The 21,065-nt window shown below is 49.2% G+C and carries 20 protein-coding genes; 7 read left to right on the top strand and 13 right to left on the bottom strand.

The annotated features are described in order from the left end of the window. Window positions 1–183: 183 nt before the first annotated feature. From DBY97_RS01760 to DBY97_RS01750, 3 genes are read right to left on the bottom strand one after another with little or no spacing between them, the layout of a single operon-like run. A complete protein-coding gene (locus DBY97_RS01760) occupies window positions 184–1,443 on the bottom strand; it encodes an RsmB/NOP family class I SAM-dependent RNA methyltransferase (protein WP_107857220.1) in 1,260 nt (419 codons plus the stop codon). Window positions 1,444–1,478: 35 nt separating this feature from the next. Further along, window positions 1,479–2,348 carry a DUF1853 family protein gene (locus tag DBY97_RS01755; RefSeq protein ID WP_107857219.1) on the bottom strand — a complete coding sequence of 290 codons (870 nt, stop codon included), beginning with the start codon at window positions 2,346–2,348 and terminating at the stop codon, window positions 1,479–1,481. Between the two features lie 39 nt (window positions 2,349–2,387). Then, window positions 2,388–3,203, bottom strand: a complete 816-nt coding sequence (locus tag DBY97_RS01750; protein ID WP_107857218.1) for an RNA methyltransferase — start codon at window positions 3,201–3,203, stop codon at window positions 2,388–2,390. A gap of 175 nt (window positions 3,204–3,378) precedes the next feature. On the opposite strand from DBY97_RS01750, the gene DBY97_RS01745 reads away from it, so the two are divergent. The 6 genes from DBY97_RS01745 (at window position 3,379) to DBY97_RS01725 (ending at window position 8,079) form a co-directional block, all read left to right on the top strand. Then, window positions 3,379–4,164, top strand: a complete 786-nt coding sequence (locus DBY97_RS01745) for an inositol monophosphatase family protein (protein ID WP_107857217.1) — start codon at window positions 3,379–3,381, stop codon at window positions 4,162–4,164. A gap of 264 nt (window positions 4,165–4,428) precedes the next feature. Then, window positions 4,429–5,232, top strand: a complete 804-nt coding sequence (gene proB / locus DBY97_RS11425) for a glutamate 5-kinase (protein ID WP_107697020.1) — start codon at window positions 4,429–4,431, stop codon at window positions 5,230–5,232. 9 nt (window positions 5,233–5,241) lie between these two features. Next, window positions 5,242–6,492 carry a glutamate-5-semialdehyde dehydrogenase gene (locus tag DBY97_RS11420; protein WP_199900721.1) on the top strand — a complete coding sequence of 417 codons (1,251 nt, stop codon included), beginning with the start codon at window positions 5,242–5,244 and terminating at the stop codon, window positions 6,490–6,492. 87 nt (window positions 6,493–6,579) lie between these two features. Next, window positions 6,580–6,891, top strand: coding sequence for a Grx4 family monothiol glutaredoxin (grxD, locus tag DBY97_RS01735; protein WP_003681608.1), 312 nt, complete (start codon window positions 6,580–6,582; stop codon window positions 6,889–6,891). Window positions 6,892–7,037: 146 nt separating this feature from the next. After that, window positions 7,038–7,664 (top strand): uracil phosphoribosyltransferase, encoded by a 627-nt coding sequence (upp, locus tag DBY97_RS01730; RefSeq protein ID WP_003683244.1) that lies wholly within the window; start codon window positions 7,038–7,040, stop codon window positions 7,662–7,664. A gap of 97 nt (window positions 7,665–7,761) precedes the next feature. Continuing rightward, complete coding sequence (locus tag DBY97_RS01725; RefSeq protein ID WP_107857216.1) at window positions 7,762–8,079, top strand: DUF2322 family protein; 318 nt, start codon at window positions 7,762–7,764, stop codon at window positions 8,077–8,079. A gap of 61 nt (window positions 8,080–8,140) precedes the next feature. Here DBY97_RS01725 and trxA read toward each other — a convergent pair whose 3' ends face one another. The 9 genes from trxA to DBY97_RS01680 all read right to left on the bottom strand — a co-directional run bounded on the left by trxA (window position 8,141) and on the right by DBY97_RS01680 (window position 16,384). Further along, window positions 8,141–8,473: a thioredoxin TrxA gene (gene trxA / locus DBY97_RS01720; RefSeq protein ID WP_004520846.1), complete on the bottom strand. Its 333-nt coding sequence runs from the start codon at window positions 8,471–8,473 to the stop codon at window positions 8,141–8,143. Between the two features lie 126 nt (window positions 8,474–8,599). After that, on the bottom strand, window positions 8,600–10,165 hold the full coding sequence (locus tag DBY97_RS01715) for an ABC transporter ATP-binding protein (RefSeq protein WP_107857215.1): 1,566 nt from the start codon (window positions 10,163–10,165) through the stop codon (window positions 8,600–8,602). Between the two features lie 81 nt (window positions 10,166–10,246). Next, entirely contained in the window at window positions 10,247–11,800 is a 1,554-nt protein-coding gene (locus DBY97_RS01710; protein ID WP_070625821.1) for a fatty acid--CoA ligase, read from the bottom strand. Window positions 11,801–12,120: 320 nt separating this feature from the next. Then, the gene (locus tag DBY97_RS01705; RefSeq protein WP_107857214.1) at window positions 12,121–12,906 is read right to left on the bottom strand and encodes a TatD family hydrolase; all 786 of its coding nucleotides are present in this window, start codon (window positions 12,904–12,906) and stop codon (window positions 12,121–12,123) included. Between the two features lie 4 nt (window positions 12,907–12,910). Beyond that, complete coding sequence (locus DBY97_RS01700; protein ID WP_003682949.1) at window positions 12,911–13,264, bottom strand: PilZ domain-containing protein; 354 nt, start codon at window positions 13,262–13,264, stop codon at window positions 12,911–12,913. A 10-nt stretch (window positions 13,265–13,274) separates the two neighbouring features. After that, window positions 13,275–14,255 carry a DNA polymerase III subunit delta' gene (locus tag DBY97_RS01695; RefSeq protein ID WP_107857213.1) on the bottom strand — a complete coding sequence of 327 codons (981 nt, stop codon included), beginning with the start codon at window positions 14,253–14,255 and terminating at the stop codon, window positions 13,275–13,277. Between the two features lie 322 nt (window positions 14,256–14,577). Then, window positions 14,578–15,894, bottom strand: a complete 1,317-nt coding sequence (locus tag DBY97_RS01690; RefSeq protein ID WP_107857212.1) for an MFS transporter — start codon at window positions 15,892–15,894, stop codon at window positions 14,578–14,580. After that, complete coding sequence (gene ccoS / locus DBY97_RS01685) at window positions 15,891–16,079, bottom strand: cbb3-type cytochrome oxidase assembly protein CcoS (RefSeq protein WP_049333240.1); 189 nt, start codon at window positions 16,077–16,079, stop codon at window positions 15,891–15,893. The genes DBY97_RS01690 and ccoS overlap by 4 nt, the downstream gene beginning before the upstream one ends. After that, window positions 16,079–16,384, bottom strand: coding sequence for an HLGFF motif protein (locus DBY97_RS01680; RefSeq protein WP_049335574.1), 306 nt, complete (start codon window positions 16,382–16,384; stop codon window positions 16,079–16,081). Before DBY97_RS01680 ends, ccoS begins: the two co-directional genes overlap by 1 nt. Window positions 16,385–16,619: 235 nt before the next feature. Between DBY97_RS01680 and DBY97_RS01675 the strand changes: the two genes are divergently transcribed. Continuing rightward, window positions 16,620–17,816: an acetate kinase gene (locus tag DBY97_RS01675; protein ID WP_101755402.1), complete on the top strand. Its 1,197-nt coding sequence runs from the start codon at window positions 16,620–16,622 to the stop codon at window positions 17,814–17,816. 149 nt (window positions 17,817–17,965) lie between these two features. Here the strand turns inward: DBY97_RS01675 and DBY97_RS01670 are convergent, their stop codons facing one another. Then, window positions 17,966–20,728, bottom strand: a complete 2,763-nt coding sequence (locus DBY97_RS01670) for a TonB-dependent receptor domain-containing protein (RefSeq protein ID WP_107857211.1) — start codon at window positions 20,726–20,728, stop codon at window positions 17,966–17,968. Between the last annotated feature and the right edge of the window lie 337 nt (window positions 20,729–21,065).

Here is a 21,065-nt window from a genome sequence, read left to right as displayed (position 1 = left end):
GAACACATACATTTACAAAGCATAAAGCATTTTTTCCAGCTTTTCACAATATTCTGATAAAAGGTCGAGATACAGGCCTCAAAGTATATTATTGCAAAGCGCGACTATCGTAATTTATGGTTTTAATGTAAGAAAGCTATCGATAAGGCCGTCTGAAAGGATTTCAGACGGCCTTTTTCAACCTTAATCCTTACGTTGCAATACAGCGGCAAAAAAGCCGTCGGTTTGGTGTTCTCCAGAATTGAGGCGCAGGTATTTTCCGGTATCCAAATCGATCTTCAGGCTTTGCAGCAGTTCGGCACAGTTGACGAGTTCAAACTCGGGATGCTCGGACAGGAAACGTTCGACTTGCAGCTCGTTTTCTTCCGGTAACACGCTGCAGGTGGCGTAAACCAAACGGCCTTGCGGTTTCACCAGTTTGGAGGCGGCATCGAGGATACTGTGTTGCTGTTTCAAAAGGTTGGCCACGGTCTCGGCGGATTGGCGGTATTTTAGGTCGGGATTGCGGCGTAAAGTACCCAAACCGGAGCAGGGCGCGTCCACCAAAACACGGTCGGCTTTGCCTGCCAGTCTGGCGATACGGGTATCGTGTTCGCTGCTGATGCGTTCGGGGTGGATGTTGGTCAGTCCGGCGCGGGTCATGCGCGGTTTGAGGTTGGCAAGGCGTTTTTCGGCGATGTCGAAGGCGTAGATTCTGCCTTTGTTGGCCATTTGCGCGCCGACAGCCAAGGTTTTACCGCCGGCACCGGCACAGAAATCGACAATAATTTCGCCGCGTTTTGCGCCCACCAATAAGGCAAGCAGCTGGCTGCCTTCGTCTTGGACTTCCAACGTGCCGTCCAAAAACAGTTCGTGTTTGTTAAGCGCGATTTTGTTTTTCAGGCGGATGCCCCAAGGCGAATAAGGCGTTGCTTCTGCATCGGCACTTTCGGCTTGCAACAATGGCAATACTTTGTCGCGTTTGCCTTTCAAAGTATTGACGCGTATGTCGAGCGGGGCAGGTTGGTTGATGCTGCGGCCGAAGGCGAGGATTTCTTCTTCGCTCCAATGCTGTTGCAGTTGTTCCACCAGCCATTGCGGCAATTCTGCGGCGGTATTCAGGCCGTCTGAAAACTCGGTTTTGCGGGCTTTCAAATTGCCGAGGAACGCTGTTTCTTCTTCATCAAGCAGGTCTTTGATTTGGCTGATGTTGGTACTTCTGCCGAGAACCAGTGCGGCGAGAGCGGCTTTGCGCGGCTGCGCGTGAGGGCGGCGCAGGGCGGTACTGATTTTTTGATAGTGGCGCAATGCGGCAAAGGCGGTTTCGGCGATTTCGTGGCGGTCTTGGCGGCCGAGCTTTTTGTGTTCGCGGAAATAGGCGGAGAGGACAGCATCGGAAGGCTGTTTGAAAGTCAGCATTTCAGCCAAAACTTTGGCGGTATGGTCGAGTTGTGCGGCGGTCATAATGTAATGGGTTCTCTTAAAGTTGGTAAATGGTTTCAGACGGCCTTCATGATGCGTTCGATTTCGTGCCAAAAGCCGTCCGGCCGTAATTCCAAAACGGCAATTAAGCCTTGGTCGATACGGCGGATTTCGGTTGCGTTCAATGTTTCGGTTTCGGCAACACGCGCAGGCGCGAGGTAGGCCATACGGTTGAGCAGGTGATAGCGTGCTTCTTGGCGTTCAAACCCGTATTCCGCCCAATCTTGAATATAGACGCCGCGCCAGCCGTATGGATTAAGCGGCGGCGCAAAAGCATGGAAACCGTGTGGAAAAAATCCGATGCCGCGCACGATGGAAGCAGGGAGCGGATTTTCCGACAGACCTTGTGCGGTTAAGGTTGCTTTGCCTTGCGGAGTATGTAGCAGCTGGGATTGCTGCATCAATTTGGCGGTCTTGTCCGTCAGCGTGTCTTTAGGATTGAGGCCGCGCAGGTTTTGCACTTGGTCTCCGCCGTAGTATTTACACGCCAGCTCGATATGGTAGGGCTGTTGGTTGAGGGAAACGACAAAATCCGCAGCCCCCAAAGTTTGGCCGTCTGAAAAAACGGGCAGATTGTATGCGTGCAGTTTGATGTGCGGCGCGTTGGCAAACCAAAAAGCCAACAACTCTTCGGCGTAAATACCGAGACGATGTCCGAACGGGGAGCGTTGGGCAAGGTAATCCGTCAGCGGCGCGGGATCGGCGTCCAATGTCAAAAGGTAACGGAAACCGTGTTCCCCCAATAATTCGCGCACGCTCAATTCGCAACCGCTTTGCCACAAAGGCGGCGCAGTCAGCAGCGAGGCGAGGTCGCGGACGGGTTGGCTGGTGAGTTTCCACCATAATGCGTCTAGGGCGTAATTCATGCTTATCCGAATATCAGTCATGCCGTCTGAAAGGCTGGAAATGTTTTCAGACGGCCTTAATCAGTCTTTTTTATGGATACGGTGGCTGACGGTATTGAAAAAACCGCGCAGGATATCGATGTCTTCGGTTTGCGTGTTGGCGCGTCCGAACAGGCTCTGCATACGGCGCATCAGGCGCTCGCCGTTGCGGCGGTTGAAAAAGCCGATGTCGTTCATCACGCTTTCCATGTGGGCGACCATGCCTTTGATTTGCTCGTGGGTCGCGGCGTGGTCTTCCTGTTGCAGATGGGTCATGGGCGAATCGGTTTGGCTGAAGATTTCGTAGCACACAACCTGTACGGCTTGGGCAAGGTTGAGCGAGAAATAGTCGGGATTGCCGTTGATGGTCATCAGTCGGTTGCAGGCTTGGACTTCTTCGATGCTCAAGCCGAAAGTCTCGTTGCCGAAGACCAGCGCCACTTTCTCGCCGCGGTTGGCGGCCTGCAGTAATTCGGGCACCAAATCGCGCGGCGTTTGCAACGGCGCAGTAATTTCGCGGCGGCGGCTGGTCAGGGCGCAGGCGATGGTGGTGTCGGCAAGGGCTTCGTCCAAAGAGGCGGCAATGGTGGCATTTTCCAAAACGTCTGCCGCGCCGGAAGCGAGGATGAAACTTTCTTCCGGTAATTTAAACGATTGCGGATGCTCTGGATCGAACACGGGTGGATTCTCCGTCATCGGCGTTGCCATCAGATTGGGGGCGACGATGGTCAGTTTGTGCAGGCCCATCGTTTTCATGGCGCGGGCGGAGGAACCGATATTGGCGGGATGGCTGGTGCGCGTGAGGATGATGTGGATGTTGTCCAGATAAGCGGGCAGGGCAGGTTTTTCGGAAGTCATGTTTTGTTTTCTGTTTGTACGGGAATCAGGTATAATGCGCCATCTTTTTGTTTTCAGACGGCCTTTTTCCATGCCGTCTGAAATGTTCTTTAACAGCATCGGAAACGATTAACAGCCTCTTGTGTGCCTTGTTCGGCGCATTAGGGCGTATTTTACCTGAATTAGGAAGAAAACCATGAATCCGTTTTTAAATACCGCTTTCAAAGCCGCCCGTAAAGCAGGGCAAATGATGATTCGCGCCGCCGGCAATCTGGATGCCGTCAAAGTAGACAGCAAAGCATTCAACGACTTCGTTTCCGATGTTGACCGCAGTTCCGAGATGATTTTGGTGGAAGCGCTCAAAGAAGCCTATCCTCACCACAAAATCACTTGCGAAGAAGGCGGCTCCCACGGTAAAGCCACTGCCGAGTACGAATGGATTATCGATCCGCTCGACGGCACAACCAACTTCCTCCACGGCCATCCTCAATACGCTATCTCTATGGCACTCCTGCACAAAGGCGTGTTGCAAGAAGCTTTGGTGTACGCACCTGAGCGCAACGACGTATACATGGCTTCCCGCGGCAAAGGTGCGTTGCTCAATGACCGCCGCATCCGCGTTTCCAACCGCATCGAATTGAACCGCTGCCTGATCGGTACCGGCTTCCCTGTTGTTGATCAAAGCATGATGGACAAGTATCTGGCGATTTTGAAAGATTTCTTGGCAAAAACCGCCGGCGGCCGTCGTGAAGGCGCGGCTTCTTTGGATTTGTGTGCCGTTGCGGCCGGCCGTTTGGACGGTTTCTTTGAGTTCAACCTCAAACCTTGGGATATTGCCGCCGGTGCATTGATTGTCCAAGAGGCAGGCGGTATCGTTACCGATATGTCCGGCAATGAGGGCTGGTTGGAAAGCGGCGACATCGTTGCGGCCAATCCTAAAGTATTGGCGCAAATGTTGAAAATTATTGCTGATCATCAATAAGCATTTGTAGGGAACGGTCTGTATTTCTCGTGGCAGGCCATGTTCTCAATAATCGGTAAAAGGCCGTCTGAAACCTGAAATAAGGTTTCAGACGGCCTTTTGTTTTGTTGTTAACGGATTCGGATAAAAGTTGAAAATATGGCTTTTAGAGGAGGCGTTTTTTAATTTTGTCTGTATTTTCTATTGCTTCGCAGTTATGATGTAGATACGTTTGGCTGAAATAATGCCGCGTGCAATCATAAAAATAGAAAGCAGAGGAGAATAATGAAACGAGATTTTGAAGCAGTAAAACGCATTGTTATTAAGATTGGAACCAGTTCTTTGGTGTTGCCAAACGGCAAAATCAATTTGGCAAAAATCGACCAACTGGCCTTTGTCATTTCCAGCTTGGTCAGTAAGGACAAAGAAATTGTGCTGGTGTCTTCCGGCGCGATGGGCTTCGGGCTGAATGTCCTCAATATGGAAAAACGTCCGGCAGAAATGGCGCAGCAGCAGGCTGTTTCCAGCGTCGGCCAAGTGGCCATGATGAGCCTTTACTCGCAGATTTTTTCCCATTATCGGATGACGGTATCGCAAATCCTGCTGACGCGTGATGTGGTCGAATATCCGGAAAGTTTGGCAAACGTTACCAATGCTTTTGAATCCCTGCTTTCCATCGGCGTCATCCCTATTGTCAATGAGAACGACGCGGTCAGCGTGGACGAGATGGACCATGCCACCAAGTTTGGTGATAACGATCGCCTGTCGGCAGTCGTAGCGAAAATCGTTAAAGCCGATTTGCTGATTATGTTGTCCGACATTGACGGTTTGTTTGATAAAAATCCGGCTGTTCACGCCGATGCCAAGCTGCGCAGCCATGTTGCCGATATTACCGAGGAAATTATTGCTTCTGCCGGCGGATCGGGCAGTAAATTTGGTACGGGCGGCATGCTCAGTAAGATTAAGAGCGCGCAGATGATGTTTGAACATCACAGCCAGATGGTGTTGATGAACAGCGCCAATCCGCGCGATATCCTTCAGGTTTTAGATGGCGCGCCTATCGGAACGTGGTTTGCACAAGAGAAATAGGGAGTTTTGATGAGCTATATCGAACAGTTGGGCAAGAATGCTCAAAAAGCCAGTAAAACGTTGATCAGCTTGGGAAGCGTAGAAAAAAACAATTTGCTGCGTCAGGTCGCAACGGCGTTGGTTGAACAGGCTGAGATGATTTTGGCGGGAAATGCCCGCGATTTGGCCGCTGCAAAAGAAAACGGCATTTCGGACATTATGCTCGACAGGCTGCGCTTGAATCACGAACGCATCAAAGGCATTGCGGAAGGCGTTGGGCAGGTTGCCGATTTACAGGACCCGATTGGGCAGGTTGTCCGCGGTTATACCAATCTGGACGGTTTGAAGATTGTTCAAAAACGTGTGCCTTTAGGCGTGGTTGCCATGATTTTTGAAAGTCGCCCGAATGTTTCTGTCGATGCGTTTTCTCTGGCCTTTAAAACCGGCAATGCCATTATTTTGCGCGGCGGCCGTGATGCCATCTATTCCAATACTGCATTGATTGCCGTCATTAGGCAGACTTTGGTAAAAGCGGGAATGGATGCCGATGTGGTGCAACTGGTTGAAGATACCAGTCATGCCGCTGCCGAGGAATTGATGCAGGCGGTTGATTATATTGATGTGCTGATTCCGCGCGGCGGCGCGCGCTTGATTCAGACGGTGAAAGAGAAATCGAAAGTTCCTGTCATTGAAACAGGAGTCGGTAATTGCCATATTTATGTGGATGACAGTGCCGATTTGGAGATGGCGGTCGATATCGTTGTGAACGCCAAAACGCAGCGTCCGAGCGTGTGTAATGCCGCGGAGTCTTTGGTTGTTCATGAAAAGATAGCGGAAGTGTTTTTGCCCAAACTGGAAGAAGCCGTTGCCAAAGTGCATCCGGTCGAATTTAGAACCGATCAGGAAGCATTGCGTATGTTTAAAAATGCTGTTTTGGCAACCGAGGAAGATTACAGTACCGAGTTTCTTGACTATATTATGTCGGTTAAGACAGTGAAATCAGTGGAAGAAGCCGTCGATTGGATTAACGGCCATACGACGCATCATTCGGAAGCGATTGTGACCCAAAGCATTGCCCATGCCGAGTTTTTCCAAGAAAGCATTGATGCGGCGGCGGTTTATGTCAATGCGTCCACTCGGTTCACCGACGGCTTTGTTTTCGGATTGGGCGCGGAAATCGGTATTTCCACCCAAAAAATGCACGCCCGCGGCCCGATGGGTTTGGAAGCGCTGACTTCGACCAAGTTCTACATCAACGGCAACGGTCAGATCCGACGTTGAGAAACGCCCCTCAACTTCATCAATTTGCGTATAATGGCGGGAAATTTGATTTTCCCCGAACAACCGATTTAGTAAAAGGAACACACCATGTCCTCTATCCACGATCAAATCAAAGAAGTCGTAACTACCCACCGCGTCGTATTGTTCATGAAAGGCACGAAGCAATTCCCGCAATGCGGCTTCTCTTCCCGCGCCGTACAAATCCTGAATGCGGCAGGTTGCACCGACTATGTAACCGTCAACGTATTGGAAAACGATGCCGTACGCCAAGGCATTAAAGAATACAGCGATTGGCCGACCATTCCTCAACTGTATGTTAACGGCGAATTTGTCGGCGGCTCCGACATTTTGATGGAAATGTACGAAGCCGGCGAACTGCAAGAATTGCTGAAAGCTTAATTATCCACAATATTCCGTAATGTAAAATTGTTGACAAAGGCCGTCTGAAACCCTGATTCAGACGGCCTTTCGCATGAATATGCACTTTGCGCGCCATGCGAAAAAAAGTATAATCCCCCTCCATCAACGCAATTCGGAAAATCAACATGAACGTTACCGTTATCAACCACCCTTTAGTCCGCCACAAACTCACGCTGATGCGTGAAGCGGATTGCAGCACTTACAAATTCCGTACGCTTACCACCGAGTTGGCACGTCTGATGGCATATGAGGCCAGCCGTGACTTTGAAATTGAAAAATACATTATTGACGGCTGGTGCGGCTCTATTGAAGGCGACCGTATCAAAGGTAAAACCTTGACCGTTGTCCCTATTTTGCGTGCAGGCTTGGGTATGCTCGACGGCGTACTCGACCTGATTCCTACCGCTAAAATCAGCGTTGTCGGCTTGCAGCGCGATGAAGAAACGCTGAAACCGGTTTCTTACTTTGAGAAATTCGTTGACAGCATGGCCGAGCGTCCCGCGCTGATTATCGACCCAATGTTGGCGACCGGCGGCTCTATGGTTGCGACCATCGACTTGCTGAAAGCCAAAGGTTGCAGCAATATCAAAGCATTGGTATTGGTTGCCGCTCCGGAAGGCGTGAAAGCCGTCAATGACGCGCATCCTGATGTAACCATCTACACTGCCGCGCTCGACAGTCACTTGAACGAACACGGCTACATCATCCCAGGCTTGGGCGATGCCGGCGATAAGATTTTCGGTACACGTTAATTGAAATGTTTAAGGCCGTCTGAAAAGTGTCAAACATCAACTTTCAGACGGCCTTGTTATATGGTTTGCTTTAAAACCCACATCAGAAAGGACAATCATGAGCTTCCAAGATAATCTGGCCACCATGCCTGCCATCGACCATTTGAGCGGCTTGGATATTCTCGATAAAGAGGACAATGTGGTTCATCACATTCCCAATGCGCCCGGCAAACAAGGCTCGCTCAAACTTTACCATGCTTTGGCGCAAGAGTTTGACGGCAAGCTGGATGCAGCGGCGGCAGAACGCGGCTTGGCATGGTTTGCCGAGCATGTTGCCGATGCCGAAGCCAATCCGGGCAAACATCCGAATATTGATTTGCTGTTTAAAGTAAAAGCTGAAAATATCAGCCTGACTTTGAAACCATTGGCTGCTTAATGAATACAAAAAAGGCCGTCTGAAAACAATTTTCAGACGGCCTTTTTATATGCTTAAAGCCTTAAGCGATAGAGGCTTCAACGAATGCAGTCAGTTGGCCTTTAGCCAATGCGCCGACTTTAGTTGCAACGTTTTTGCCGTTTTTGAACACCATCAGGGTAGGGATGCCGCGAACGCCGAATTTGGCAGGAGTGACTTCATTTTCGTCGATATTGATTTTAACGACTTTCAGACGGCCTTGGAATTCGGAGGCAATGTCGTCCAAGATTGGGGCGATCATTCTGCAAGGGCCGCACCATGGTGCCCAGAAGTCCAGCAATACAGGTACGTCGGATTTCAAAACGTCTTGTTCGAAGCTGGCATCGCTGGCGTGGATAATCAATTCGCTGCTCATGTTTGTTTCCTTTTGAATGGGGATCGATAAATACGTTATTCAGAATAGTGGCAGACAGGGAAAATTTCAAGTGCCGCCACTCGGTAATAGTTTTTTTGAAATGCGCCTATCGTAATCCTTAAAGATTCAGACGGCCTCTTGAACCATGTGGCCGGAGTGGGCAATCAAATGGCGCGTGTAGTCGCTGCTTGGATTGGCAAATACGTTTTCACATTCGCCTTCTTCAACGATTTTGCCGTCTTTCAACACCATCACACGGTGGGAAATGGCGCGGATGACGGCGAGGTCGTGGCTGATGATGATGAAGGCGAGGCCGTATTCTTTTTGCAGGCCGCTGAGCAATTCAAGGATTTGTTGTTGCCATTGGACATCGAGCGCGCTGGTTGGTTCATCTAATACGAGGATTTTTGGACGGACAATGATGGCGCGGGCGATGGCGAGGCGTTGGCGCTGGCCGCCGGAGAATGCGTGCGGATAGCGTTCGAGGGCGTCTTCGGGCAGGCCGACTTGTTTCAGGACTTCTTCGACGCGGCGGCGCATTTCTTCGCGCGGCATACTAGGCTCGTGAACGCGCAAGGCTTCGGAAACGGTATCGAAGACATTCATGCGCGGATTGAATGCGCCGAACGGGTCTTGGAACACCATTTGGATTTCGCGTCTCAATTCGCGTTTCCATGGCTCGCCGTTGACAATCAGGCTGCCTTCGGAGTCGATAAGGTGCATAACGGCTTTGGCCAGTGTGGTTTTGCCGCTGCCGCTTTCGCCGATGATACCCAATGTTTCGCCAGATTTGAGGTCGAAAGAAATGGGGTTGAGGATGGTTTTGTCGCGTTTTTTAAACCAACCGTCCGATTCTTTGACGGAAAAGGCGACGTGTTCGGCCTTAAGGACGGTGGCAGGATTTTTAGGCAATGGGGCCACTCGGCGCGTTGTGCCGGCGTTGAGTAGCATTTTGGTGTATTCGTGCTGCGGATTGGTAAAGACTTCGGTTGCTTTGCCGGTTTCGAGAATGCGGCCGTCACGCATAACGGCGACATCGTCGGCAAAACGGCGCACAAGGTTTAAGTCGTGCGTAATGTAGAGCATGGTCATGCCGTGTTCTTCCTGCAGGCGTGAGAGCAGGTCGAGGATTTGGGCTTGAACGGCAACATCCAAAGCCGTGGTCGGTTCGTCGGCAATCAGAAGCTTAGGCTGGGCTGATACGGCCATGGCAATCATGGCGCGTTGGCGTTGGCCACCGGAAAGTTGGAAAGGATAGGCCTGGGCTTTTTGCTCGGGCTGGTGGATGCCGGTTTCGTCCAGGAGTTCGATAGCGCGCGCCCATGCCTGTTTTTTATCCAAACCCAAATGCAGGGACAGGACTTCGGCGATTTGTTCGCCGACGCGCATGACAGGGTTGAGGGCGGTCATGGGTTCTTGAAACACCATGCCGATTTCGCGGCCGCGCAGTTTTTGCAGGGCGCGTTCGGGCTGGGTCAGCAGATCGGTTCCGCAATATTTCAGACGGCCTTCAAAGGTAACCATCGGATTCAGGCGCATGATGCCTTGCGACAATACGGTTTTGCCGCTGCCGCTCTCGCCGACCAATGCCAGTTTGCGGCCGGGTTGTAAGGTCAGGTTGATATCGTGCAGGACTTGCTTGCTCGGAAAGGAGCCGTTTAGGTTTTCGATTTCGAGTATAGGTGTCGTCATGGTCGTGGCCGTCTGAAAAGTTTGTTGATGACAGGTTTTCAGACGGCCTGCATGAATCAAGAGGCCGTCTGAAACAGCGGTTTAGTCTTGAAACTGTTCTTTGAGTTTGCGTTTTAACACTTTGCCGGTCGCATTGCGCGGCAGCTCGTCTTGGAAGATGATTTGTTTGGGGATTTTAAAGTTTGCCAACAGGCCGCGCAGGTGGCTGCGGACTTCGGCTTCTTCCAGTTTCATGCCTTCTTTGAGTTGGATAAAGGCAATGATTTCTTCATCGGCGTATTGGTCTTTCACGCCGATTACGGCAGCGGCTTCCACGGCTTCGAGTTTGTAGATGGCTTCTTCGATTTCGCGCGGATAGACGTTTTGGCCTTTGGAGATAATCAGGTCTTTTTTGCGGTCGACGATGAAGATAAAGCCGTCTTCGTCTATGGTGACGAAGTCGCCGGTTTTCAGCCAACCGTTGACGATGGTTTCATCTGTGGCGTCAGGCATATTGAGGTAGCCTTGCATTACTGAGCCGCCTTTGATGATGAGTTCGCCCACTTCGCCGCGTGGCACTTCGATTAATTCGTCATCGACGGCTTTCACGGTCAAGCCGGGCAGGGCGACGCCGACGCTGGCGGTTTTTTGGCGCTCAGGCGTATTGACGGCCACAACGGGCGAGCATTCGCTCAAGCCGTAGCCTTCCAACAATTTGGCGCGCGGGAATTTGGCTTTGAAGTCGTCAATGGTTTGTCCGGCTAAAGGCGCCCCGCCGCTGATAAACAGACGGACGCGGTTGAACCATCTGAAATACCAAGGAATTTTGGCTTTGCTCATGGCAGTGTAAATAGCCGGTACGCCGAGGAAAATGGTAGCGCGTTTGAGCAAAACCTGTTTCAACACGTTGGAGAACGGGAAGACGGACTTGACCAAAATAATCGAGCAGGCTTGAGATATCGGCAGCAAAACCATGGCGGTCAGCGTAAAGCTGTGGAACATGGGCAAGAAGACGACGAAGCGGTCTTTTTGCGAAATTTGGAAAATTTGTTCGATGCCTGAAAGGTTGGAAAACAGGTTGCTGTAACTGATTAATGCGCCTTTTGGGTGGCCGGTTGTACCGGAGGTATAGATAATGTGCGCCAAATCGTTGACAGACGGCTGACGGCTCAGATTCGGTTTGCCGGGGAATGTACGCGCGGCATCGAAATAGCTGTCATCGCCACTGGCGGCGTTGGTTTCGCCAATCCAGATGATTTTATTGACTTTGGTTTTGGCTTTAATGTTTTTGAGTTCTTTGGCCAACGGCGCGGAGGCGAACATAAAGCGTGCGCCGCAGTCATTGAGGATGTAGGAAAATTCTTCGCTTTTCAAAAAGACGTTGAGTGGGACGGCTACCGCGCCGATAGAGGTAATGGCGAAATAGGCGGCAATAAATTCGGGAGAGTTGGAAACGACAAGGGCGACTCTGTCGCCATATTGTACGCCTTGGTGTTGCAGATAGGCGGCGACGGTTTCTACTTCGCGTTTGAGGGAGGAATAGCTGATTTTTTCTTTATCGTTGAAAATGACCGTGCCTTTACCGTTTTTTTGGCAGGCTGCAGTCAGCATAGCGTAAAAATTAGGGTGGGTGTGCATTTCGGAGTTTGTGTCCATATTGTGTCGATTGATGTACGGTTTCGATGAACCGTTTATTTCGAAGGATAGGTTTTACATCCTATCGGTAAAATAAGCAAGAGGCCGTCTGAAAATACTTTCAGACGGCCTTGAGCTTTGCTGGGCTTAGGAAAGCAATATTTTGAATTTAAACTTATTTATTGTGTTGATGGGAATATTCCCATTCTTCAAAGTCTGCCGTTCGGAAGATAGCGCAAGCCGATTGCGTTTCTGTCTCAAGCCATTTCGAGTTTACCGTTGAGTTTGAGGCAGAATCCTGATGACGGATTGGCAGAGCCAATGTTTAGAGACTTTGAGACCTAGCCATTGTTCAGACGGCCATCGGGTACTTTCTTAAACAGGCGATAGAAATTGTCGCTGGTATTTTGTGCCAATGTTTCCAAGCTCTCGCCGCGTATATTGGCTAAGAACTCGGCTGTATAGCGGACGTAGGACGGTTCGTTTTGTTTGCCGCGTTTGGGAACCGGCGCGAGGAAGGGGGCATCGGTTTCTACCAAGATTCTATCGGCAGGGACGTATTTGGCGGCTTCCTGTATCAGCGGTGCGTTTTTAAACGTCACAATGCCGGAGAAGGAGATGTACATGCCTAAATCCAAAGCGGCTTTGGCAAAGGCGACGTCTTCAGAGAAGCAGTGAATCACGCCGGAGTTGGTGTGGCACTCTTTCAAAATCCGCAATGTGTCTTCGGCCGCATCGCGCGTGTGGACGATAACGGGCAGGCCGCTTTCGTTGGCTGCTTGGATATGGTCGGCAAAGCGTTGATGTTGCCATGACAAATCGCCTTTGCACCAGTAATAGTCCAAACCGGTTTCACCGATACCGACGATTTTGGGATGTTTAGCCGCTTCTACCATTTCGGCAATGGTAAATTCTTCTGCTTCTTGGCTGTCGGGATGTATGCCGATGGTGCAGTAAATGTGGTCGTTTGCCTGAGCAATGTCGAAGACTTCGGCAAAACTTTGTTTGCTGACGCTGATGGCAAGCGCCTGCTTGACGCTTTGCGCTTCCATATTGGCAAAGACTTCGGGCAGGCGGTCTTTTAAGCCGTCAAAGTTGAGATGGCAATGTGAATCGATTAAATACATGGTATTACAGGGTAAAAGTAGTGCGGTCGCTGCGCAGGCGCGGGCCAAGCTCGGCTTCGATCAGGTTTTTTGCCTGCAGGCAGCTTTCGTGTTCGGAGAATGCAAGGCCTACGCCTTTGGGACGGTGGGCTGAAGTGCGCGCCGGATTGATCCAAACGACTTTGGTTGGCAGGAAGCGTTTGGGGTAGTCGGCGATTTCTACGGCCAAGAGGATGTCTTCGCCTAGGGAAAATACGTCATCGGTCGGTACGAACAGGCCGCCGTGTTCTAAAAACGGCATATAGCAGTTGTACAGTAGATTGGGGTCTTTGAGTTGCAAGGCCAACATCTTCGCCGGAATGTCTTTTTTATTCATCATTTATTACCTATTAGGGTTTGTTTTGCCAAAAATCCAAATATTCGATAAGCAGATACTCAAGCTGCATTTTAACACTCAAGGTATGGTATCCGTAAGGGTTGAGCGTGTTCAGACGTCCAAATAGGGCAAACAGCCTGCGTGAATCGGTTTTAGAGGCCGTCTGAAGCAGGGCCTGGGCATGGTGCGGATAATAAAGCGGCGCCATGCTTTGTTGTGCCAAGCCGACATCCATCAGCCACTTTTGCAGCCAGTCGATGAAAACGGCCAGCGGTTGTTTTTGTTTGTCGAACGCGGCGGCATAGTCGAGTATGGCCAACAGGCGCGGGGCAGCCAGCAGCGTCAGCAACTCTTCGCGCAGTGTGTCCAATTCGGGAGTCGGCGTGAATAAAGGAGCGCCGCTGTGAAACGCCAACAAAGCTTCGGCATTTTCCACGCCCTGTTGGCGCAGATATGCCGCAGCCTGCTCATGGGTAGGCGAGGGCAGTACCATCTGGCGGCAACGGCTTTTAATGGTGGGCAGGAGTTTGTCGCGAGCGTGGGTAACGAGCAGGAAAACGACGTGTTGCGGCGGCTCTTCCAAAGCTTTTAACAAACCGTTTGCCGCCTGTGTGTTCATGCTTTCCGCCGGATGCACCAATACCACGCGCAGGCCGCCGCGGACAGCGGTTAGGTAAATGTTTTCCACAATATCGCGCACGGCATCGATTTTGATTTGCAGAAGTTTGCGTCCCGTTGCCTCGCCTTCGGGAATTTCCGGCGTGAGTTCGTAAAAGTCGGGATGCGTGTTTTGGCTGAACAAATGGCACGAAGCACACTCGCCGCAGGGTTCATGGCCGGACTTGGGCGATTCGCACAGCAATGCCTGCGCGACAAAGCGGGCAAACTCGGTTTTGCCGGTATTTTCTTTGCCGGTAAACAGCCAAGCGTTAGGTCGGTTTTGCCAATGGGCGGCGAGCTGTTGCCATTGGGTTTCATGCCATGGATAAATCATATTGTTTGGGAACTATTAGGTAGGTGGTTATTATACTCTCAGGCCGTCTGAAAAAGGTTTCAGACGGCCTTTAATAAACTGCCTAAAAATTAATCAAATATCGTTTTTCTTTGAAGTATCAATGATTAAGCTGATTTATTCACAGCCTTTGCACACGCTTGTTTGGGGAAAATGTGCATTTTGTTTGGCGGTAAAGTTGTGCTTAAAATTTAGGCAGTCCTGTTTTTTAATGTTAAATCAGACAGTAATCTGATTTATGCACAGGCTGTCCACGCGATTGAACAGTGAAAATGTGCATGGTGGGGATACATTTCAGACAGCCTTATTTGCTGATTTTCAATAAAGCGGTCAAATCCCCGATAAATTTTGGTTCCCGTTTGATGAGGTAAACAATCAACGGAAAATTACCCACGGCAACAATCAAATACAGCAGCGTGATGCTGTTGAACAACATCAGCAAAACCGCGCTCAAAATGGCAGCCGACACCATAAACACGCCGTTGATGATGTTGTTGGCAGCAACAGCATGGGCGCGGAAGGTTTCGCTGCTGGCAGTTTGCAGCCAAGTGTAGAGCGGTACGGAGAAGAAACCGCCGAAAAAGCCGATGGCCGACATCACGAGCATAATCGGATACGCCTTTGCTTGCGATAAAAACCAAATAATGCCGTTTAATTCGGTAAAGCGTTGGCCTTGGGTCAGCCACACCAGCAATAATCCACAGACCGTCAGCCCCAGAGTGCCGATGGTAACCAAGCCCAAAATCAGGCGCTCATGGCTGAGTTTGGCGCATAACACCGAGCCGATGGCGATACCGATGGAGAACAGCGCCAACATCAAGTTGAACACATTATCGTTGCCGCCCAAATGGATTTGCGTGAACGTCGGTAGTTGGGTGGTATAAACCGAGCCGATAAACCAAAACCATGAAATACCGATGATGGACGTGAATACGGGACGATTGGCCGCCGCTTCACGAATCAGTGAATTCGTGCCTTTGATGATGTTCCATTCGATTTTTGTGTCCGGCATTTTAGCGGGTACAGACGGCATAAACAGGCTGGTCATCGTGCCGCCGATAGCGACCAATAACACCAAACCACCAACAATATACGGCGGAACGCCAGCGACTGCGGTGCCCAAAATTTGGCCGAGCAAAATGGCGATAAACGTACCCGATTCAATCAGGCTGTTGCCCATAATCAGCTCTTTGTCGTTGAGGTAATCGGGCAAAATGGCATATTTCAGCGGGCCGAATAAGGTCGATTGCGTACCCATACAAAACAGGCAGATTAAAAGCAAAGGCGCGGATTGGATGTAGAAGCCATACGCCGCCACTGCCATGATGATGATTTCCAACAGCTTGATCCAGCGCGCCAAAACTGCTTTATCAAATTTGTTGCTCAGCTGTCCTGACAGCGCGGAAAACAGGAAGTAGGGCAGGATAAACAGCATCGCACCCAAGTTCAGCATTTGGCTGGGTGGCAGAAAGTCGTTTTTACCCAAACCGTAAAAACTGATCATCACGAATAATGTGGTTTTGAACATATTATCGTTCAATGCGCCCAAAAACTGCGTCCCAAAGAGCGGCGCGAAACGGCGGGTCGTGTGGAAATTCAGATTGTCTTTTTTAAGGCTCATCGTTTGGATTCTTTGTCTTCGTCTTTTTCGATCAGTTTTTCAGTGGAGTCGTCGTCCATCAAAATGCGGTGCGCAGGTCCTTCAAGGTCGTCAAACTGTCCGTTTTTACCCGACCACCAGAAAAACCAACCGATGATAAAGGCCAAAATAATGCTGATGGGGACAAGGATAAACATACTTTCCATTACATTGCTCCGGTCAAATCGGTCAGGATAAAGGTTTTACCGCTGATGGTCAGGTATTCGTTGCGCAACGCACCAATATTTTTATCGTCAAAAAACAATTCGATACGGTCTTTAACCACGCGCCAGTATTGTGGGATATCGGTTTGCTCGAAAGGCGACAATACCGCCGCTTCGGCTGCATCTTCGCTTTGCAGCTTGACTACAAAGCGTCCGCTTTGCGGCGGATTTTGCGATTCATCGTCTGCCAACATAATAAAAAATCCGGCATGTTCGCCGTCTTGAGTGTGGATACTGAAATAATGCATATTGGGAAATCTTCAAAACCACCGTCATTTTTTCAGACGGCCTAAAATAAAATTCCGTCCATTTTACATCAAATATTAAGTCAAGCAGCCGATTACATTTTTTGTTAGAATACGACGTTTACTTTGTTAATCTGTTCAGACCGCTACCCACTACGTCCCACAAGGGGTGCAACATAGCCGGAGCAGCAGTCAGGCCCCGACAAAAAATGCCGTCTGAAACCTCAAGGAGCATAAAATGACACAAAAATTAATCTTGGTTTTGAACTGCGGCAGCTCTTCCCTCAAAGGTGCCGTATTGGATAACGACAGCGGCGAAGTATTGTTGAGCTGCTTGGCAGAAAAACTCAATCTGCCTGATGCCTATATCACCTTTAAATTCAACGGTGAAAAACGCAAAGTCGATCTTTCTGCCAAACCTGACCATACCGGTGCCGTTGAAGCCCTGATGGAAGAACTGAAAGCGCATGATCTCGACAGCCGTATCGGCGCCATCGGCCACCGTGTCGTCAGCGGCGGCGAGTTGTACAGCGAATCCATCCTCGTTGATGACGAAGTTATCGCCGGCATCGAAAAATGTATTCCGCTCGCTCCGCTGCACAACCCTGCGCACCTCTTGGGTCTGCGCGCTGCACAAACCATTTTCAAAGGCCTGCCGAACGTTGTCGTATTCGACACCGCCTTCCACCAAACCATGCCGGAACATGCCTACACCTACGCTGTTCCACATGAATTGTATGAAAAATACGGCTTGCGTCGCTACGGCGCGCACGGTACCAGCTACCGCTACGTTTCTGATGAAACCGCCCGTTTCCTCGGTAAAGACAAAAAAGATTTGCGCATGGTTATTGCCCACCTGGGAAACGGCGCATCCATTACCGCCGTTGCCAACGGCCAATCTCAAGACACCAGCATGGGCCTGACTCCGCTGGAAGGTTTGGTAATGGGTACCCGCAGCGGCGATATCGACCCTGCCGTTTTCAGTTTCTTGGCTGAAAACGCCAACATGACCATTTCCCAAATTACCGAAATGCTGAACAAAAAATCCGGCCTGCTCGGTATCTCCGGTTTGTCCAACGACTGCCGTACCATCGAAGAAGAAGCTGCCAAAGGTCATCCGGGCGCCAAACTGGCTCTGGAAATGTTCATCTACCGCTTGGCTAAATACATCGGCAGCATGACAGTAGCGGCAGGCGGTTTGGACGCATTGGTCTTCACCGGCGGTATCGGCGAAAACTCCGACATCATCCGCGAACGCGTATTGGGATACTTGGGCTTCCTCGGTCTGCACATTGACCAAGAAGCCAACCTGAAAGCCCGCTTCGGCAATGCTGGTGTGATTACCACTGCCGACAGCAAAGCTGTTGCCGTTGTGATTCCTACCAACGAAGAATTGATGATTGCACACGATACTGCCCGTCTGAGCGGCCTGTAATCCGTCATTATTGAAGACCTGCCCGCAAGGGCAGGTTTTTTGTTGTGTATAGATGAAGAAAATTTTGAGAATATATTGAAAAAAGCCGGCAAACATTGCGTTTGCCGGCTTTTTAATCAGTGCAATATTAAGAATGCTGATGGATAGGTTTAGAACTTATAACTGATGGTAAACAGCAAAGTCCTGCCTCGTGCGTAGTTGTTCAAGACGGAGCGTGTCGTGCCGCCATATTTGCCATTACATAAACCATTGGCATCGCATTCGACTTCCTCATCATCTAAACCGCCTTTTCTTTCAAATACACTGAAATAGCGCTGGGTCGCGGCATCGTTTGCAGCATCCAAAGGATCGATATAGCGTTTATTGAACGCATTTTGAATGTCGAAACGAAGGATAAGGTTTTTCTTCGGTTCATAATTGGCATAGAAATCAAAAATCAGCGGCTGTCTGTTGATGCTTTCTGTTTTTTTGATCACCCTTCTGCCCATTTGGTGTGAAGAGTAGGTATTGGCGCCGGTTGTACCGTCAACAAATTCCTCCTCAGTCGTTGCCCGTGTACTTTTGCCGTAATAGCGCATAATGCCGCCGATGGTCAATTTATTGCCCAACCATCGGGACCCTAATTCAAACCGACCGTAATCTCGGGGCAGGCGGGAAATTTTGCTTAAGCCGTAACCTTGTTTGATTTGGTCTTCTTTAGAAGAGTTGCGGGGCGATTCGCTGGCATCGCTATAATTGGTCGGCTGGTTGGTTTTTTGATATGCGTAAGACAGGGTTGTAAAAAAGCGGCCGAAATCATAGTTCATTTCCACTTCCAAACCATTTTTATGGACAGGTTTGGCGTAGTTTCGATGCTGGATAGAGTATTGCAGGCCGGTACTGGTTACCCAGCTGGGTGCTTTATCCAAATCCCACCATTTGCCATAAACATTGTGGATATAGTTGTTGATCCTGCTGCGATAGGCGACCAGTTTGAAACCCAATACATCGTCCGGCTTGAAAATCCCTTTTTTGAAGGTATTGAAGCCTATTTGATAAGTATTGGCCTGTTCCGGTTTGAGGGCGGTATTGACGCCCGAGTCGCCGATTTGTGAAAAATACATTTCTTGAATATTCGGCATTCTATGCGTACGCGAATAGCTGATAAACGGCATAAAGTAGTCGTTGACATTGATATTTAATGCTACAGAATGGTTTACCGCATGCTTTTTACCGGATTTGGTATAGACCGGTTCGTAAAGGTCGCAGCTTGGCGTGCAATGCTGTTTATAAATTTCAGAATCTTCTCCAAATGCTTTTTTAAAGTCTTCTTGGGTATTGAAGTAGTCGGTATATTCGCCCTTGTAGCGGTAGTTGACCATATTGGCGCTGTAATTCAATTGATAAATGCCTTTTTTCAAGGAAGTATCAAAATAGAACGTATTGAATTTTTGCTGGCCTGAAGGTTGCAATATGGTTGATTTTTGAGGAAATATTCCTTTGTCGCCTTTGAAGCGGCCTAAAAAGCTGTACAGGCCGGCATCTTGATCCGGGCCGTCGTAAAACAGGCTAAGCTCTTCCGGAAAGCGGTTTTTACTGTATTGGTTTTTAAAGAAATTGAAACCGACAGTAGCTTTTAAATCTGTTTTTTGAGGAAGTTTGAAAGAAAAGCTGTTGTTGATATCCAAAAGATTGGCTGTATTTTTGGTTTCTAAATAATCAAGCAGTCCCCATCCTGAAAAACGTGAGTTTTTCGGATATTTTTGTTTTCCCAAATTATGGGCAGCCAACACGTTTAAATCGACATAATCGCCAATGTTTAAGTTGTAATTGGCTTGGTAGTTGCGGTTTTCTACTTTGCGGCTGCCGATACGGTTATTCATGGTACGAAGCTGAAGGTCCAGCTTGTTGTTGTCGTTTTCGTATTCCACTTTGACCAAATGGCTGTTTGAGCGTTGTTGCAGGCTGGTCGGGTCGATTGGAGTCAGATCCCATTGCGGTGCTAAATTCTCTTTCCAGCCTCTTTCCAAGTCATCGACATAATCTCTTTGTAAAACTTCAGGATCGTTATATTTTTTGGAGAAAGGGTAGTCCCAATAGCTTTTACCGACCGCATTGCGCTTGGAAAAGTCGCGAACCCAACGATTTTGCCCTTGGTCGAATTTTAATAAGTTGCGTTCAAAATATTCTTGTTTTTTACGGTCCAAATATTCTTCGCCAAAATTGCCGATACGCTGACCGCCGCCGCCTACTTTATAGTTTTGCTCGACATTACGGTGGCTGTAACCATATAACGCGCCAACGCGCGCACCGCTGTCAAACCATTTTTGTACCGCTCCGGTTGCCATAAAGTTGCTTTTGGTGCTGTTTGTGCCGGTCAATCCTTTGGTCAAGAGGCCGAAGGTATTGTTTCCGTGTACCACATCGTCTACCCGTAAAGTACGGAAATTAGCTGTACCAGATAAGGTATTGATGCCGTTGGCACCCGAGAAACTGCCTTTGGTTACATCGACGCCGGCAATAAAATTGGGATCCAGTGCCGTACCGAATTGCGAGGAGCTGCCGCTGCGTCCGGCATCGGCAGAAGTGGAATAGAAGGTTTGGGTTACGCCGTCAACCATCGTATTGACACGTCCCAAACCGCTATCGCCACGGATATTGACCGCCAATACCCCCGATCCCTTGTCTTGTTGGGTAAAAACGCCGGGCATGCTCCGAACGATGGTATCAATGTTTTCGCTGGATTGATAAACGCGTTCACGCGAACTTTTGGCTTGGCCTTCGGTAAAAACTTTTTTCTCTTTGGCAATGTGTTTGCCTTTGACTTGAATTTCATCAAGCTCTTGAGTTGAAAACTCTTCTTCTGCGTGTGCGATACTTGTTATAGCCAGTAAAGATAATGTTAGTAGATTTAATTTGAAATTCGGATTCATGATAGTTACCTCAGAAACGAAGCCGCTACTTTATAACATATTATTAAACTTTACAAATATTTTAATAATGGTTTTTATTTATTAAAAAATAAAGTAAAATTTTGTTTTAGAAGATAATCCACCCGCATATGATTCATCTGGCTGAAAAGATAAAGCAGGTCTGAATTTGAATTTGGGTTGGTCGAGAAAAGGGGAGATTTAATTGAATTTAAACAGCCGGAAGAAGAAAATTTGATTGCGCTATGTGAATTGAGCCGTCGGTTTCAAATGAAACCGGTAAAAAACATGAAATGCAAAATATAAAGTTAATATAGAAAGATTTGAAGTCAGTTGAAGA

Origin of the sequence: Neisseria subflava (assembly GCF_003044645.1) — a bacterium.
GTDB classification, from domain to species: Bacteria; Pseudomonadota; Gammaproteobacteria; order Burkholderiales; family Neisseriaceae; genus Neisseria; species Neisseria subflava_B.
The sequence above is the reverse complement of the archived record's forward strand: the minus strand, read 5'-3'. Positions and strand labels throughout refer to the sequence as shown.